This is a genomic window from Petrocella atlantisensis, from assembly GCF_900538275.1.
In the GTDB taxonomy this organism is placed as follows: domain Bacteria; phylum Bacillota; class Clostridia; order Lachnospirales; family Vallitaleaceae; genus Petrocella; species Petrocella atlantisensis.
The window spans coordinates 2,011,063-2,027,131 of sequence record NZ_LR130778.1 but is presented as its reverse complement, the minus strand read 5'-3'; the positions used below and the strand labels follow the sequence as shown (position 1 = coordinate 2,027,131).

11 protein-coding genes are annotated in these 16,069 nt (G+C 37.2%); 1 reads left to right on the top strand and 10 read right to left on the bottom strand.

Annotated features, from left to right (window positions below):
- Window positions 1-164 precede the first annotated feature (164 nt).
- From PATL70BA_RS09470 to PATL70BA_RS09435, 8 genes are all read right to left on the bottom strand, one after another.
- Entirely contained in the window at window positions 165-1,763 is a 1,599-nt protein-coding gene (locus PATL70BA_RS09470; RefSeq protein WP_172596186.1) for an SIR2 family protein, read from the bottom strand.
- A 112-nt stretch (window positions 1,764-1,875) separates the two neighbouring features.
- Window positions 1,876-2,355, bottom strand: coding sequence for a 23S rRNA (pseudouridine(1915)-N(3))-methyltransferase RlmH (rlmH, locus tag PATL70BA_RS09465; protein ID WP_125137129.1), 480 nt, complete (start codon window positions 2,353-2,355; stop codon window positions 1,876-1,878).
- A gap of 21 nt (window positions 2,356-2,376) precedes the next feature.
- Window positions 2,377-3,087 carry a CBS domain-containing protein gene (locus PATL70BA_RS09460; RefSeq protein WP_125137128.1) on the bottom strand — a complete coding sequence of 237 codons (711 nt, stop codon included), beginning with the start codon at window positions 3,085-3,087 and terminating at the stop codon, window positions 2,377-2,379.
- Window positions 3,088-3,117: 30 nt separating this feature from the next.
- Complete coding sequence (locus PATL70BA_RS09455; RefSeq protein ID WP_125137127.1) at window positions 3,118-3,765, bottom strand: MtnX-like HAD-IB family phosphatase; 648 nt, start codon at window positions 3,763-3,765, stop codon at window positions 3,118-3,120.
- Window positions 3,766-3,853: 88 nt separating this feature from the next.
- Window positions 3,854-5,632 carry an ABC transporter ATP-binding protein gene (locus PATL70BA_RS09450; protein ID WP_125137126.1) on the bottom strand — a complete coding sequence of 593 codons (1,779 nt, stop codon included), beginning with the start codon at window positions 5,630-5,632 and terminating at the stop codon, window positions 3,854-3,856.
- Between the two features lie 16 nt (window positions 5,633-5,648).
- Window positions 5,649-7,367, bottom strand: a complete 1,719-nt coding sequence (locus PATL70BA_RS09445; RefSeq protein ID WP_125137125.1) for an ABC transporter ATP-binding protein — start codon at window positions 7,365-7,367, stop codon at window positions 5,649-5,651.
- A gap of 70 nt (window positions 7,368-7,437) precedes the next feature.
- Window positions 7,438-7,656 carry a hypothetical protein gene (locus PATL70BA_RS09440; RefSeq protein WP_125137124.1) on the bottom strand — a complete coding sequence of 73 codons (219 nt, stop codon included), beginning with the start codon at window positions 7,654-7,656 and terminating at the stop codon, window positions 7,438-7,440.
- A gap of 667 nt (window positions 7,657-8,323) precedes the next feature.
- On the bottom strand, window positions 8,324-9,355 hold the full coding sequence (locus PATL70BA_RS09435; RefSeq protein ID WP_125137123.1) for a peptidylprolyl isomerase: 1,032 nt from the start codon (window positions 9,353-9,355) through the stop codon (window positions 8,324-8,326).
- 242 nt (window positions 9,356-9,597) lie between these two features.
- On the opposite strand from PATL70BA_RS09435, the gene PATL70BA_RS09430 reads away from it, so the two are divergent.
- Complete coding sequence (locus PATL70BA_RS09430; RefSeq protein WP_125137122.1) at window positions 9,598-10,737, top strand: class I SAM-dependent methyltransferase; 1,140 nt, start codon at window positions 9,598-9,600, stop codon at window positions 10,735-10,737.
- A gap of 32 nt (window positions 10,738-10,769) precedes the next feature.
- On the opposite strand, the gene PATL70BA_RS09425 is transcribed toward PATL70BA_RS09430, so the two are convergent.
- Both PATL70BA_RS09425 and PATL70BA_RS09420 read right to left on the bottom strand, forming a co-directional pair.
- Window positions 10,770-11,648, bottom strand: a complete 879-nt coding sequence (locus tag PATL70BA_RS09425) for an S-layer homology domain-containing protein (protein ID WP_172596185.1) — start codon at window positions 11,646-11,648, stop codon at window positions 10,770-10,772.
- An 11-nt stretch (window positions 11,649-11,659) separates the two neighbouring features.
- Window positions 11,660-16,057, bottom strand: coding sequence for a hypothetical protein (locus PATL70BA_RS09420; protein ID WP_125137120.1), 4,398 nt, complete (start codon window positions 16,055-16,057; stop codon window positions 11,660-11,662).
- Window positions 16,058-16,069 lie beyond the last annotated feature (12 nt).

Here is a 16,069-nt window from a genome sequence, read left to right as displayed (position 1 = left end):
TTAAAATCATTATTATGACTTTTATTGATGTCAAATCACTTCACGAATAAAATAAAAAGTTGATTCTGTCATTTTTTTAAATTGTCTAACAACTAAATTTATCACACATTAAAATATAGGCAGATAGTCATATGTTTTAAATTATGTACTTCACTTTTAGAAGTCTAATAAATCTCTTCATTATGTAATTTTAAGTCCAGAACAAGTGACAATCTTCTGAATTGAGTACTTAGTTTTGTTAATCCTTCTTTTTCATAGAGCTCAAGCTTATCCATCACATAAGCTAGCAATTCATTTGATGGGATACATTCATAATTAAACGAAACTAAATCCATCTCACTTTCTCTACTAAGATTCAATTTTTTTATTTTTTCAAGGGTATCATAAGTACAACAATAACTGGATAATATTGTTTCCAAATGATTGCCAATTTTTGTTTGCTCCTTAAACCTAATTTTAAGTCTTCTTTTTTCATCTGAAGTTAATCCACTATTGTCAATGGCTTCATCACTTAAGTACTTCATAAATGGTAGTCTTGCTTTTGCTCCTTGAGTTGAAATATACCGCATCATAGTTTCAGAATTTTGTCTGCTTTTTATATCCCCAAAGTATTCCTTTACATACTGGCGTATAGTTGGCATTTGGAATATGACCGCTTTATCACCTACTGCAACAACGAGATTTTTGTTTCCAATTAATTCCTCAATATCATCAAGGTCAGACGGCGATAGTAACACAGTATCCAGAGTCCCGCTAATACCTCGGTCAATTATTAGCTGCTTGATAACATGATGATATCTTCGTATCTCAGATGGTGCCACACCTTGATTTATCTTAGAAATTTTGTCATAAATGAATTTGTAATTATCAGTGCGTATTACAGTCATTCTGCATCCCAAATCATTATCATGCACAACCTCTTCAATCAATGTACTATTTCCTTTTTGCCATTCAATAACAATTAGTCTTTTCTCTAGAGTGACTTTTTCTGTCACGCCCAAAGAACTTACAAAATCTCTTATTACCTTCCTAATATTTCTATCCGTTAAAGAATAGCCTAAAAAAATTATTGGCGAATGAAGTAATGTAGATATTATCTTTGCGCTAATAAGAATTGAATCCTCATCAAATTTCTTATAATCACTTTCTGTAATAACAATTGAAGAACTATCCGTACAACAGCCATGAACTTTATACAATTCTGCATATCCTGGAGTTTGCTCGAAAAAACCTTTTTGTCCTATAAATGTTTTCAAATTATAATGACTTTTCTCATTATATTTTTCCTCGATCAAAGAATCATAGTTTGTTGTTAAGATTATTTGTGATTTATTTAACATCCCCTGAAATGAAACTAATTCCTCGTCATTACCTTCGTAAAAAACATTTTGAGAAAATATCTTTGATAACAAAAATTTAAATGGTGAGATATTATTTTTATAGGACATCTCTGGAGTAAGCCCATCAATTATCATCTTTTCAGAAAAAAAATTCACCTTTATGTCATGTTCTATTTCTTCTGCGACTTTAACATAGACATTAAATTCAATATCGGATGTAATCCCAGACTCCTCTAATTCATTTCTTATTGTTCCCATATGAGCATAAAAATCAAGACCTGCATTAATGTTTAACCAAACTTTTTTAAGTAGCTCTTCCCAACTTGGATATTCTCTAAGATAACGTTTTGATATCCCTGACCCTATAAATAGAATTGGAAATTCATTTTTAGCAACTAAAGCATCTAAAATTTTTCCTGACATATGTATTCCCCCTATTCTTATAAACAATCGTTTATAAACTTTGTATTTTTGAACATTTATATACTGTAAGAATACTGACAATCTATAATAATCGATAATAGAAAAATCACAGTCATTTATGATAAGGCTCATTCCTTATAATCTTATACCCTCGATAGATCTGTTCTAATAGGATGACTTTCATCAATTGATGGGGAAAGGTCATCTTGGAGAAGGATATCTGGGTATTGGATCTGTTTATAACCTCTTGACTTAGGCCCAGGCTTCCACCAATGACGAAGACCAGATCGCTGTTACCATAGATCTGCAGCTGGTCTAATTCTTTGGCAAAGGCTTCTGAAGTTCTTTGCTTACCACTAAGGTCAAGAGCGAAGACGTATTGGCCTTCTTTGATCTTTGAAAGAATTTTCTCCCCTTCTTTCTCTTTGATCTGTATGGCTTCTTTGTTGCTTAAGGTCTCCGGTGCTTTTTCATCGGCTACTTCTATAAAAACAAGGCTACAATAGGCGGATAATCTTTTGGTATATTCACTTATTGCATCTTTTAGATATTTTTCTTTGATTTTACCGACACTTATAAGAGATATCTTCATACCGGGCTCCAATCCATGACTTTATAGTTCCAGTTCACGTAATAATCTTGGGTAATCATAGGCTGTTATGATGCCCAGTGGTTTTTCATTTCGGTCGCCACTTTGGGTCATGATGTAGAGACTCAGCTTGCTTTTCTGCTTACGGCTTAACTTTATAAAATCAAATATTTCCATGTCTTTGGGTATGAAAACCACTGTATCGGTTTTTTCATATCGGGTGAGTAAATTTTCTAAAGTGACATTTTTCAAACTTTCTGTGATTTCTCCATCTGCACCAATATTGGAAGCCATCCATCTTGCTACAATATTGCCACTCAGTAATCCCAAGTAAGTTTGTCCCTTGTAAACAGGAATCTTGGTATAATCATGTTTCCTCATTAGAATCAACGCATCTGCTAAACTCCTATCGGATTGTGTTCTTATGACTTTATGATTAATCATATTATACAGTGGAATGGGACTGGCGTATTTCTCCACGATAGCAATCAAGGTATTTACGGCCGCTTCAGAGGGAATAGCAATGATATCATTACCTTCTCCATGTACCAGTACATTTCTTAGGTCACCTAAACTGTTCAATATGGACTTGTGCTTCCTAATAAAAACATCTTTCAGACTTGCTTCATGAACCAATACACTGTAAGGCACATGGTTATTTTTTCTTAGCTTTGCTTTCAAAGCGGATTCTAGTTGGTTAAAATGTTCTAAAAAGGTTTCTGTTAAATGATCCATAATTGATCTCCCTCGTCTTACACTAAGATTCTATTGTTCCAATGACTCAAGTATATCTATGATATCTGCAAATGTTTCAAAAGGATAATAGGTATGTCCGCCGGCTTTTAGAAGCTCTAATAATTCTCCCTTGGCAAAGCGAATATCTGCTGAAAGTGCTGCTTTATAATCCGGCTCAGAATCACCAGCAAAATAAACCTTTTTGTATTTTTTCTTATAGTGAAGGACCACTTTCTCTTTATCCACACCATAGACTTTATGGTAGAACCAAGACTTTTCATTGGCTTGCATCTTAAAATGACCGTTAATGAAACTACCTTCATTGGTAATAATGGGTATATGAGACAAGGCTGCAAGGTCCATGGCGTAATCAATGTAATATCTAAAACCTGCACTAAGTACCATAAGGTCCATGTTATGGTCCTGTGTCCAAGTATCCAGCCTCTTAAATGTTGGATCAATGACCACTTTGGACAAGACTGTATCATGGTCTGCTTGGGTAAATTTATGCCACGTAAATATTTTGTTGAGAAAGGTTAGGCCAATTTTTTCTTTTTTCTTCCATGCTAAATAATGGTCTCTACCTTTCTCACCAATATAATCGTCAATGATGATCCAATAAAAATCTTTGAGCGTTATGGTTCCGTCAAAATCAGATATAAATATATGGTCTTTCATGTTTTGTCCCCTTTGTTTAATCTGATTTTACTATACCATAATACCTAAGAATTGGAAACGGATGATACTGTAAAAGTGGTATTATCACTTAAGCGCCTGCCTTAAATTGTGACATATAAAGATTGTAATAAATGCCCTCTTCCTGCAACAGTTGATCATGGCTGCCCGATTCTAATATCCCTTGGTTATCAACAACGAAGATACGATCTGCATTTTTTATAGTCGATAACCTATGCGCAATGACAAAGGAGGTTCGACCTTCTAACAAGGCCTCAATCCCTTTTTGCACCAATTTTTCAGTATGGGTATCAATGCTGGAGGTTGCTTCATCTAAGATTAAGATCTTAGGCCTTGATAACATGGTTCTGGCAAAAGCAATCAGTTGTCTTTGACCTACAGATAGTTTTGTTCCTCTTTCGTTCAGTTTGGTATCGTAGCCATTTTCACAGGCCATGATAAATGAATGGGCACTGACACTTTTTGCCGCTTCAATTATTTCCTCATCGGTTGCATCCAACTTACCATAACGAATGTTCTCTTTGATGGAACCTGAGAATAGAAAAGTATCTTGCGTCATAATACCCATCTGACTTCTTAGACTTTCTATGTTCACCTTAGCAATATCCAGACGATCAATAAGAATTCTGCCTTCCTGAATATTGTAAAAACGACTCATCAAGTTAATAATGGTGGACTTTCCGCCTCCGGTTGCCCCTACCATAGCGATGGTTTCGCCTGCTTTCACCTTAAAGCTAACATTCTTAAGTACCACGGTCTCTTCTTCGTAACCAAAAGTAACGTCTTCGAATTCTACATGGCCTTTTATGGGTGGCATTATAACCGCTTCTGTTTCATCCATAACATCCGGCACCATATCCATAATCTCAAAGATCCTTTCTGCACCGGCTAGATTCATAATGAGCTGGTTGTAAAAATTACTTAGATTCATAATCGGATTCCAGAACATGGTGATATAAGCTGTAAAAGCAATTAAAGTACCTACTTCTAAAGTACCTGCGCTGCTAAGAGAGACCCCGATATAGAAAACAAGGGCTGTTCCTGCACCCCAAGATATTTCCACAATCGGCCAAAACAAGTCGTTGAGGACAATTGCGGATATAAAGGATTGCTTGTGTTCCTCAAGTATTTCTTCAAAGTCTTCTGAGGTTTTCTTCTGAGCTGTATAGCTTTGTACAACTTTAATGCCTGAGAAATCTTCATGAATGAAGGCATTCATTGTTGAGTTTTTCTTCCTGAAAATACGCCATTTTTTATGAGCTTTAATCTCACTGATATACATCAAACCTATTAAGAACGGCAGCAAAATAATAGCTGAAATAGCCAATCTGGCGTTTAATAAAAACATGATGACTAAGGTAATCATAATCTGTAAAAAATCCGGAATTAACGTTACAACACCATTAATTAATACATCTTTAAGTGAATTAACATCACCAACAACTCTTGCCAGAATCTTCCCTGCCGGTCTTTTATCAAAGAAATTAAAAGATAGTTTCTGAATATGTGTATAGAGCTCCTGGCGTATCTTCATAAGGACATCATTTGCCACTTTTGACATAATGACGATTCGCCATTTGATGGCGATCTTACTCAAAAAATTGATAACGATTGTAATCCCTGCCAACATGAGCAGACCTCTTATATCGCCTGCAACCACATATGTATCAATGGCTATTTTTATGAATATGGGATTCACCACACTCACACCAATAATAAATATCATCAACATCAATACCTTGATGACTTCTTTTTTGTATTCTACCAATCGTCCGAATAACCGTTTAATTGTTGCTAGTTTAAGACTTTCTTCTGAATGTTCATCTTCCCTTATGCTATCTAGCGCCACGATGTCACCTCCCCTTTTATCCCATATAACCTTCGTATTGTTCATTGAAGGTATTAAAATATCGACCTTTTTGTTTTAGTAATGATGCATGGGTACCTCGTTCTACAATCTCTCCATGGTCTAAAATAATAATCTCATCTGCTTCTTTGACTGCAGATATTCTGTGGGCAACGATAATCTTCGTCACACCTTTTAATTTATTGACTTCTTTTTGTATCTCATGCTCGGTTTCCATGTCAAGGGCAGAGGTGGCATCATCCATCACCAGAATCTTAGCTTCTTTTGAAAAAGCTCTTGCTATACTGATTCTTTGCTTTTGACCACCGGACAAACCGATACCTCTTTCACCTATGACGGTGTCATAGCTATCTTCCATCCGGTTAATAAAGTCATGAGCCTCTGCCGCACTGGCTGATGCCATAATGTTATCCATAGCTAAAAACTTCTTGCTACCAAAATGGATGTTGTTAAGTATTGAATCCGAAAACAAGAATACTTCCTGCATCACAACTGCAATCTTACTTCTCAAGCTTTCTAAGGTAAGCCCCCTGATGTCTCTGCCATCTAACTTGACCTGACCTTTGCTAGGTTCATAAAACCGCTCCAGTAGGTTGATGATGGAGGTCTTACCAGAACCGGTTGTCCCCATAATGGCCAAGGTCTGCCCCGGCTTTACTGTGAAGTTGATGTCTTTTAAAACTTCCTGATCTTTAAAAGACAGGTGAACATGGTCAAAGGTAATGGTACCTAAGCAATGTTCTACTGATATGGCCTCCGGACTGTCTGTAATCTCTGGTTGTTGATCAAATACTTTATCAATCTGCTTCATCGCACTGAATGCTTCAGCCATAATACTGCTAATCCAACCAATCATACGCATTGGCCATACAATCATGTAGGAATAGCCCATGAATTTTGCCAAGGTTCCAACCGTGAGTGTTTCATCGATGACAAAAACACCTCCAAGTACCACTACCAAAATAGGTATGATATCTGATATAAATTGAATGTTCGGGAATCTTCTGCTCATGCTTTTAGCATAATCCATGTTCAAATCATAATAGGCTTTATTCTGGCTTAGAAATTTCTTTATTTCATGTTTTTCTCTGGCAAACGCTTTTACCAGACGAACACCTGCTATGTTCTCTTGAGCGGTTGTGTTTAGCTCTGCATTTTTTTCACTGATTTTCTCATAAACACCGTCTATCTCTCGCTCTAGTTTGTAGGCGAAGTAGCCAATAAATGGCAAACCGATAAAAGTGATTAAAGACAGTTTGACACTTATGTTCAACATCAGTATGCAAGCTACCACAAGTACAATCAGCATCTCAACGACCAACATAATACCAAAAGAGATTCCATGCCATATTTTATCGCCATCATCTTTGAGTCTTGACATAAGTTCTCCGGTGTTTTTTTCTTCAAAAAAGTTCTGTGAAAGACTTTGTATGTGATCAAATAGATCTTTCCTAAGTGCTTTGATAATATTCGCACCGGCAATGTCAAAGGTTAATTCCTTAAAATAGCCAAAGAAAGCACGTCCCAGACTAATCATTAGGAGTAGAAGTATCAATGTCTGAAACATGGATACTTCACCGCCTATAATGACTTCGTCAATGATTCTTCCTGTGATGATAGGGCTGTTCATATCAAGTGCTATGGCTAATACCATCGTCAATGTACCTATAAGGTAAAAGTGCCAATATTTTATCATATATTTGATTGTTCTTTTCATATGCCTCACCTCTTTATATCAAGTCCTTAGGACTTAATCGCTACTTAATTGCTAAAAATGTTCTTAGATTCTAAACACGCTCATAGTTTTCATTTTCTTTTCTCCTTAAGCTTTTTGTTAAATCTTTACTTGGTTGTTTGAAAATGTGTCCAAAGACTTTGGAAATCTTCATAAGTAGGATTCTAACTTTTTCTTTTCTGTCATTTCGGTTTGCTTGATCGATTTCATACATCAAGTGGGTACTGTTCATGCCTTCTGTCTTACAATAACTCTGAATATCATGTTTCATGGTTCTTCCTCCTCTTGGCTCATAACCTTATGTATTTCTTGCGGTTATAATGCCTTAAAAAAACTGCTTGCTTATTCATGGGGTTGCTTTTTATATATAAAAAAGCCATAGTATCTCGTTAGATACCATGGCTTTTTTATCGCTAATGGGTATAGGTCTACTGATGACCTATTGCTTCCTTGCGTTTGTTTTTCATTTAAAAATGAAAAAGCCATGGGTTATAGGCCCATGGCTCATTATCTATGATTCATCTTGTTGATTGCATCGTACAACCTATTGGTCGTAACTTGGCAATCTTGTTCATTGTCTTATGACAATATCACGAGATGCTCGTAAAAGTGAGGTAGGGTCTAAATATTATTCTGTTGTCTTTTTTCGGTGTGCTCTTTAAAGTTTTCATGAATTCTACCTCCTTTTCTTTCTTATTTTTTAGTTAAGTTACGTTGCCTTTAATATTTAATTATTTGTTAAGATGTCAAAACTATATAGTTGAACTTTTGCATATAATATATAGTTACGAATGTACCAACGTAATCTATATGTTATCTGTAAATTTAGTGAAACTTAATTTTGACTTATTAACAATTCTTACTTAGTATAATTCCTTATAATATAATTGTCAACTTATATTATATTACAGTTTTATTACGGTAGGAAGACTGCGGTTTTACTTTTGGTTGGTGGTAACAACCTTATCCCATACTTTCTGGTTGGTTTCTACCTTGTAGTCTTCTTTCCAGACTTCAAAAAGTTGATCAAATTCACCTTGCTTCTGATTTCTGGCGTATTGATCTTTAATATAGCCTTCGTATTCTTTAACACTCATTATTTCTTCTTCTGATGGGTATATGTGGTCCATTTTCTTAATGATATGATAACCGAAGTCGCTGGCAACCAAGTCACTAATCTCCCCATTTTCCATTGAAAACGCCGCCGCATCGAATTCAGGTACCATCTCACCTTGATAGAAGGTATAAATACCGTCATTTTCTACTTTTCCTGGGTCTTCAGAATACATTTCTACAAGCTCTGTAAAATCTTCACCTGCATTGACTTTGGCTAAGACTTCATTGGCCAATTCTAATGCCCCTTCTTTTTCTGTTCCATCTTCATTTTTGCTGGCAATTAAAATATGCTGTGCTTGAACTTGCTCCAAAACACCATCATACCCATACTTTAAGATCTGTTGGTAAGAAACATCACCTTGTAAACTTAAGGTAAGTTCTTCTTCATTGACCGTAAAATCTTCAAGTTCCAAATCCATTAATTTTTCACCTAATGCGTTATTGACAAAAATTGTCTTAACGTTCTCTAAACTGATACCATCTTCTTTTAAGACTTCTTCTGATTTTGTAACGAGATATTCATCCATTCTCGTATCGATAACCGTCATTTCTTCCTCTGTTAATTCAATACCACGTTCCTTAGCAATTAAAGCAGATATGTGCAGTCTTGATAAAGAGTCTAGCGCCGCTTCTTTGGCAATCTCGTCAAATGTCTTGCCTTCAAAACCTTGCTCCCATACAGTTGGCCCATATTGAGACTCATACATTGCTTCTAATTCTCTCAAAACAAATATAGCTTCACCAACCGGTACAGACTCCCCATTGACCGTCATGACTGAATCCTCTGACGTACAAGCCGTCATTAGACTTAATATTAATATACTTGCTACAATTAATGACACAATTTTTTTCATTTTAAGCTCCTTGTTTACCTATTTTTGGCCTTCATTTTCTTGACTAGCTACTCTATTTTATCGGAATTCCTAGTATAAATCAACCATTTTAACAAACTGTCATCACAATGACCTCACCTTGCCATCAATCTGCCACATTGCCAGCACCGAATTACTAGACTATAATAGAGCTAAAAGCTGGTATACTGGGGAATTATGTTTACAAATCTTGTATCTAGGAAATTAATACTAGGAGGTCCATTATGTATAGAGATTTTATAGAGAAGCAATTCAACGTGAAACTACATCAGATCATCATTAGCCACCCAAGACTCAAAAAACACCCTATCAAAAAAGTCGTCATAAAACCTTATTTAAAAAGCGACCAGTTGTTATTCCAATTCCAATCCTACTCTGCTACTCAGGTATTTCACAAAAACTATGGTTTTGAAGATGCTTTAATCGTGCTTAATGGGTATTTGGATCAGAATCTTTTCAAACAAATAGATGGTTTTTCAAGTGATTTGACTTGGCATGCTCTTATCAATAAAAAGGGGCATATGACCTTAAAGAAATCTCAGTCAAGTTTTGAAAAAGAACCCGATTTGAGCCACGACCGCCAGAAAAAATATCTGCTTCCTGAGGGCATACCAATCCCCTATTTGATAAAATTAGGGGTCATGACTGAGGCCGGTCAAGTCCATAAAAAGAAATATGACAAGTTCAGGCAGATTAACCGTTTTCTTGAGATGGTTGAGGATGTGCTCTATGTCTTAGACCATAAAGAACGTATTAAAATTATTGATTTTGGTTGTGGTAAGTCCTATCTAACTTTTGCACTATACCATTATCTCACCGCCATTAAAGGTAAATCTGTTGATATCATCGGCCTAGATCTAAAGGAAAAAGTCATAGAAGATTGTAATACTCTGGCAAGGGCATGTCACTATGATCATCTTCGTTTCGAGCAGGGGGATATTGTTGATTATGAGTCCAGTCATGACATCGATATGATGGTCACACTACATGCTTGTAATACAGCAACAGACCTGGCGCTTAAAAAGGCCGTAGACTGGAATGCCCAAGTTATTCTATCCGTGCCCTGTTGTCAACATGAACTTAATCAACAAATACATATAGAACCTCTAAAAGATTTATTGTCTTATGGTATCATCAAAGAAAGAGTGGCTGCCCTGTTCACGGACGCTATGCGTGCCAATTGGTTAAAAGCTAATGGTTATGAGGTACAGATTCTTGAGTTTATTGATATGACCCATACGCCAAAGAATCTGCTGATACGTGGTATCAAAGCAGATTCTAAGAAGGGTGGTACTATGGATTTATCCGGTTTTGATACGCTTCAAGATTATCTTGGTAGTGATCTAACCATCCGGAAATTATAGCTTAGATTTCGTCATTGTTTTTGTAACCATCTTTATTTTGTAACATCATGTAATTGTTCCAAGACTCTGGAAAGTAAAACGGCACAGTCTTCCCGAGTGGCTTTACGCTCCGGTGTATAGGGATAATAGTAGGTGTCTTGTGGTTGTATCAGACCTTGGTTCACCACATCTAAAAAATAAGTATTACTCCAATGATTTGATAAACTATAGGGGTAAGGCATGTTGGTTTCATAGGTTCTGAAGGTTCGACTTAAAATCGTCAGCAATTGACCCATGGTAATATGTCCTTGAGGATCAAAAATTTGATTGCCTTTACCTTCTATGATACCCCTGGCTGCTAAAGTCATGACAAAGCTTTTGGACCAATGGTCCTGACCAACATCACTAAAATGAGATGGTAGGGTGGTATCCACATTATAACCTGCTGTCATAAGAAGCATTTTTGAAAACTCTGCTCTCGTAACAGGATTCAAAGGTTTGAAAGTACCATCCGGATAACCATTAATAATACCTCTATGATAAAGGTTCATAATAGCTTCATAAGATTTCTGTCCGGTTGCTATGTCCGGCATCTCTAATTGTCCTGTTGTTTCATGTAACACATATACTTTCATGGGAAAGGTATAGGTGGGATGACTGATCTGTCTTTCATCCCAGTTTTGCCCTTCTTTGTTTTCCAACTTATAATACACTTCAAGCGTTCGGCTGTCTGTAAAACGCCATGATGTTATAACGATGGGCGTATTTGTAACTTCATCCGACCAAATGAGTTTAATTCCTGCACTGTGATCGGATAAGACTTGTACCTCACTTATTACTCGAGGTACACCCATAACCGGCATCACCCAAATCATGGCTATTACAAGTATACCTATGAGACTTCTCTTAATACTTCTCTTAAATCCTAACATAAGTCCTCCCATTATCTAAGGGACCTTGACCAAATCGCGTAGAACTCACCATAAGTCATGGTATCCTTGGGTCTTATGGTACTTGTATCTGATATGAGACCAAGTGTTGCAGCCTTCGTTAGATTGGTGTAGTAGGCCGAGTTAATGTTACGATCATTTCTAATTCTGTTATAGATGGTGTTATCCAACTCAATAACGGTATTGTTCATAATCTCATAGCCACGCACAAATACACTCAATGCTTCTTCTCTTGTGACGGTTGTCTTGGTCTGACTTTCGTTCGTCTTGATACCTGAACGGAGCAAAGTTGTCATGTTTTGATCCGAAAGTAATGCAGATAAATCAATCGTATCCGTATCAGTTACAGAGCCATAAACCGCTTGTACCAGATTTTTTTCACTGATTTTCCCATTTGGGTCATAATTTTGTATACCATTTATGGTATAGCGACTATAAACATCACGTCTATAAGGCTCTGACCAGTGTGCAGGCGCCACATGAATTCCGGGTATATTGGTTGGACGACTGACAGCGTAGAGGCCATAACTACCGACATCAGCGGTTTCAAAAGACATCATACCGGTTGCCGTGCTATATCGACCATTGTCAGTTTTTGACCAATTCGCATTGGCATCTTTAATATATAATGCCGTATCCGAAAGATTTAAATCATAAACCGATGTTGTTTTGAGTCCAAGCGTCATGGGTTGATCCAGGTAACGAACGGTATCCACTTGTCTATTACTTGCAACGGACATTGACACTTGTTTCGGGTTGGCTATGGTTGTTAAAGATACATCTTGAATCTGAGCGATGGTTGCTGCCTGGTCTAGATTTTCTATATTCACAATAACGTGTGGCGCTACACCATGGGCATCAACCTGCTTATTAATAATCCCCATAATGGCCTTTGCGGGCATTTCAATAATGAGATCATCGGCTTCTATCTTAACCTTGATCTGATACTTGGAGAAGGCCTCCATAACGGTGTAAGGTATGGTGATTTTACGGCTGCTAATCTTTTTACCTTCAAACCGATTCAAATCAATAACATATTCATATGCCTTATCACGAATCAACTTTGAAATCAGACGTTGATTGACATAATTATCTGCAGCACCTGAAGTATCTGTGCCTTCATCTCTAAAGCGGTATTCCAAAGTTTCTTGAGCCGGATTATAAATCCTTTCAAAATCTTCTGTCGGCAATATGGATGTCCCGGGGTCTATGTAACCATCGTATTCAGTCCCGGATGCTAAAGTGATGACCCTAATGGGTATGGTATAAGATGGTGATTCTTTTATAAGCAATTGCCCTTGTTCACTACCTGTAATCGTTAAGCGCGTCTTCATACGTACGTAGTAGTTACGATTAGGAATTAAATCATTGATCTTAACCAAATTCTTCTCAAGGATCTCTACATCATCCGGTATAACGTCTCCATTTCCACCAGCGCTTTCAATATAGATTGGGTCGATGAACTTTGGATTGTCTGCCACTTCCATGATATAGGTATAGTTGGTTTTTACTTTTAGATCTGTGTTTTGTGGTATATCATTTAGGTCTTTGAGCCAATCTATAATGATATAATTTTCAGTTACACCGGCATCATAGCCATGGACTTCTGTTCTGGATTTGGGGGCTATACCAACACCTCTTGGTGGTACAGGTGCAGTCGCATCCCTTGTTTGTCCGACAACCGGATTGCTCCACTGTGATACCTTACTGTTACTGGTCTGTTTTGCCCTTACCCAGAAATAGTAACTGGTTAGTGGGAACAAATCATCAACGACAACGTCATAGTAAGCCCCGTCTTGTGGGTAAGCCGGATTCAATTGATTGGTCGGTAATGTAATCGGTACAGGTTTTGCCTTTGTAATATCATCGGTACGACCATATACCAACTCATACTCAAAATCTAAATTGTACTTCCATGTAACTGTTATATCGGAAGAAGTGTAATTGGTTACATAAACCGACGGTACTGTTGGATCCGGATTAATAATAACGGTTTCAGGGTTGGTGGACACAACAATAGGGGTTGGGTAATGGGCATACAACAACGCATCACCAAACATCTCTCTATATGGATATAAGATGAATAAGTATGATGTGTTCGCCATTAAACCATTCTCTCTATAGGCCAAATAGGTATTGTCGGTAGTATCGGAATAAGGTACGATATCGGTCCATGATAATGGCACGCTCCCATCCTTATCATTTTCTATCAGTTCGTTATAGTAATCTTCAAAAGTAAATGTCGGATTCACATTTTGTCTGGTTGTGATGGTTTCTAAAACTTGTTGATAGGGTATTTTTATAAACTTATATTTAACGTCTGAAACACCAAAGTCATCGGTACCAAGGTCTACCTTCCTTTGAATAAGCTCGATTGGATCTAGCCCTGCAATGCCGTCAAGATAGTCTTGTAGCTTCACTATTTCTTCGTTGCCCAAGTATACAGGAAAATACTCAGCGCCTGTTTTAGGTGTGGTATGAATGCTACCATCGGCTTCTACCCATACTTGATGCTGCCAAGTATTAAGAGGGTTGTCCACATCAACATTTTTCCCAATGACTTCATACCAGGATTCTTTCCAATTTAAGGTTATTCCTGTCTGTGTGGTTTCACTGTCCTTGACCTTAAGTGGTGGCTTAGCTATGGTAGGTGGTTCAAAAGCATCTCCACCATAGGTATAATAAATGGCCGTAATCGTAGGGTCAGAAACCAAGGTGCCTTGAGATGTTATTTTTTTCGCCTGCACCTTAATATAGTATATTTCGTTAGGTTTGATTTCAATAATCTCGTTTTGACTCGTATCATAATAAAAATTAAGTGGCTCTCTAAAGCCGATGATTTGGTTTTCTGAATTAAGGAGTACATGGTTGTCTGTTGGTGAATTATAACGTACTTCATTCACGATTGGTGTTGCATATGCCATCGTACTGAGTTCGTCTGTCACCCAGATATCATAATACACATTGGTATCGTAAATATTTTCACCATAGGTACCGGATGCCGGATTGACATCGATTCTTTGAAACGCGCCCCAAGTAAAGTTAATGGCTGTGTTGTAAGCATCAACATGATAGGTAACGTTCTGACTGATAAGATCATCCACACTGCCTGTATAGCTATAACCGGGTATCAAGTATTTGTCTGATAATATGGTCCTAATCTGATCCAATGTATTGCCTTGCTTCAGATCTTGTATGATACTCGGTGATATCACACTTGGGACATAGGGTTTTGTCGGCTTGATTAAAAATTCTGAAGGTACATAACGTAGACGATTGGAAATGGGCTCTATTGGAGGTTTTGATGCATCTGCCACTGCCTTATAAGTAAGTTTCAATTCATATTCAGTTTCGATAATGGGTTTTTGTAATCGGTAGTAACCGATGGAAGCTGCCTCGCCATCAAAAATGACCAAATTACGCCCTCTACCACCTTGATATTCCATGAGGACTGCCTCAACGAGAGCATACTCTTCTTGTGCTTGTCCTACTCTGAAGCTGGCCGGAATCTCCCATTGGAGACGTAAGTAATCCCCATCTTCCACCAAAGAAAGTTCTACATTCGTGGATAGACTCTTAATAAGTGGGAAATTACGGTTTCTGACAATGGTATCACCATTATAATAATCTACCATCGGTTCAACCATAACTGAATAAACTTGTCCCGGATAAATGTTATTACTAATGGTATAAGATAATTTTTGTCGTCTTGCTACAGGATCGTAGAAAGAGGTTACATCGTCCCTATCAATGGATAAACCGGTTATTTCCCCTTCTTTGTTATTTAACAGTTCTTGCTTGGTACGACTGGAATAATCCCCTATTGCATATACTATACGGTACTGAAACTCAGGTAAACCTAAGTCATCCCAGATGACTTGTATAGAATCTTCATTGCTCTCAAAGTCAACTTGCATGTCAGTAATCCCATAAGCTTTAACAGGTGCTTGGGCTAAAGGCGCTAGGACATAAACGTCCGTACCGTTGTTATCAACAATATGATAATGATAGGGTTGAATGTTGATCTCATAAAAACAGCCTGTCTGAAGATTCATCTTGTTGTGAACCTCCATCGTCTTGTTAATAAATTCCTGAGATCCGGCATTCACACGAATGGTGGTGCTGGTTCCTAAGGTTATATTTTTAACTATGACTTCATAAAATTCAGGCGTATGAACAATATCACCATCTGCCCATTCATCCGGATCTTCCCAACTGATGTTCATGGTTGGATTAATAATCGGATCCCCTGTAATGATGTTTTCACCAACCACAAAAAAGATATTATCAATATTAAGTCGCTCTACAGGCAACTGGATATTGGCATAACTTATGTTCATGGTACTCATCATTATGGCTACTGTCAGTGCCCATACCACTATTTTTTTCATATCGGTACCTCC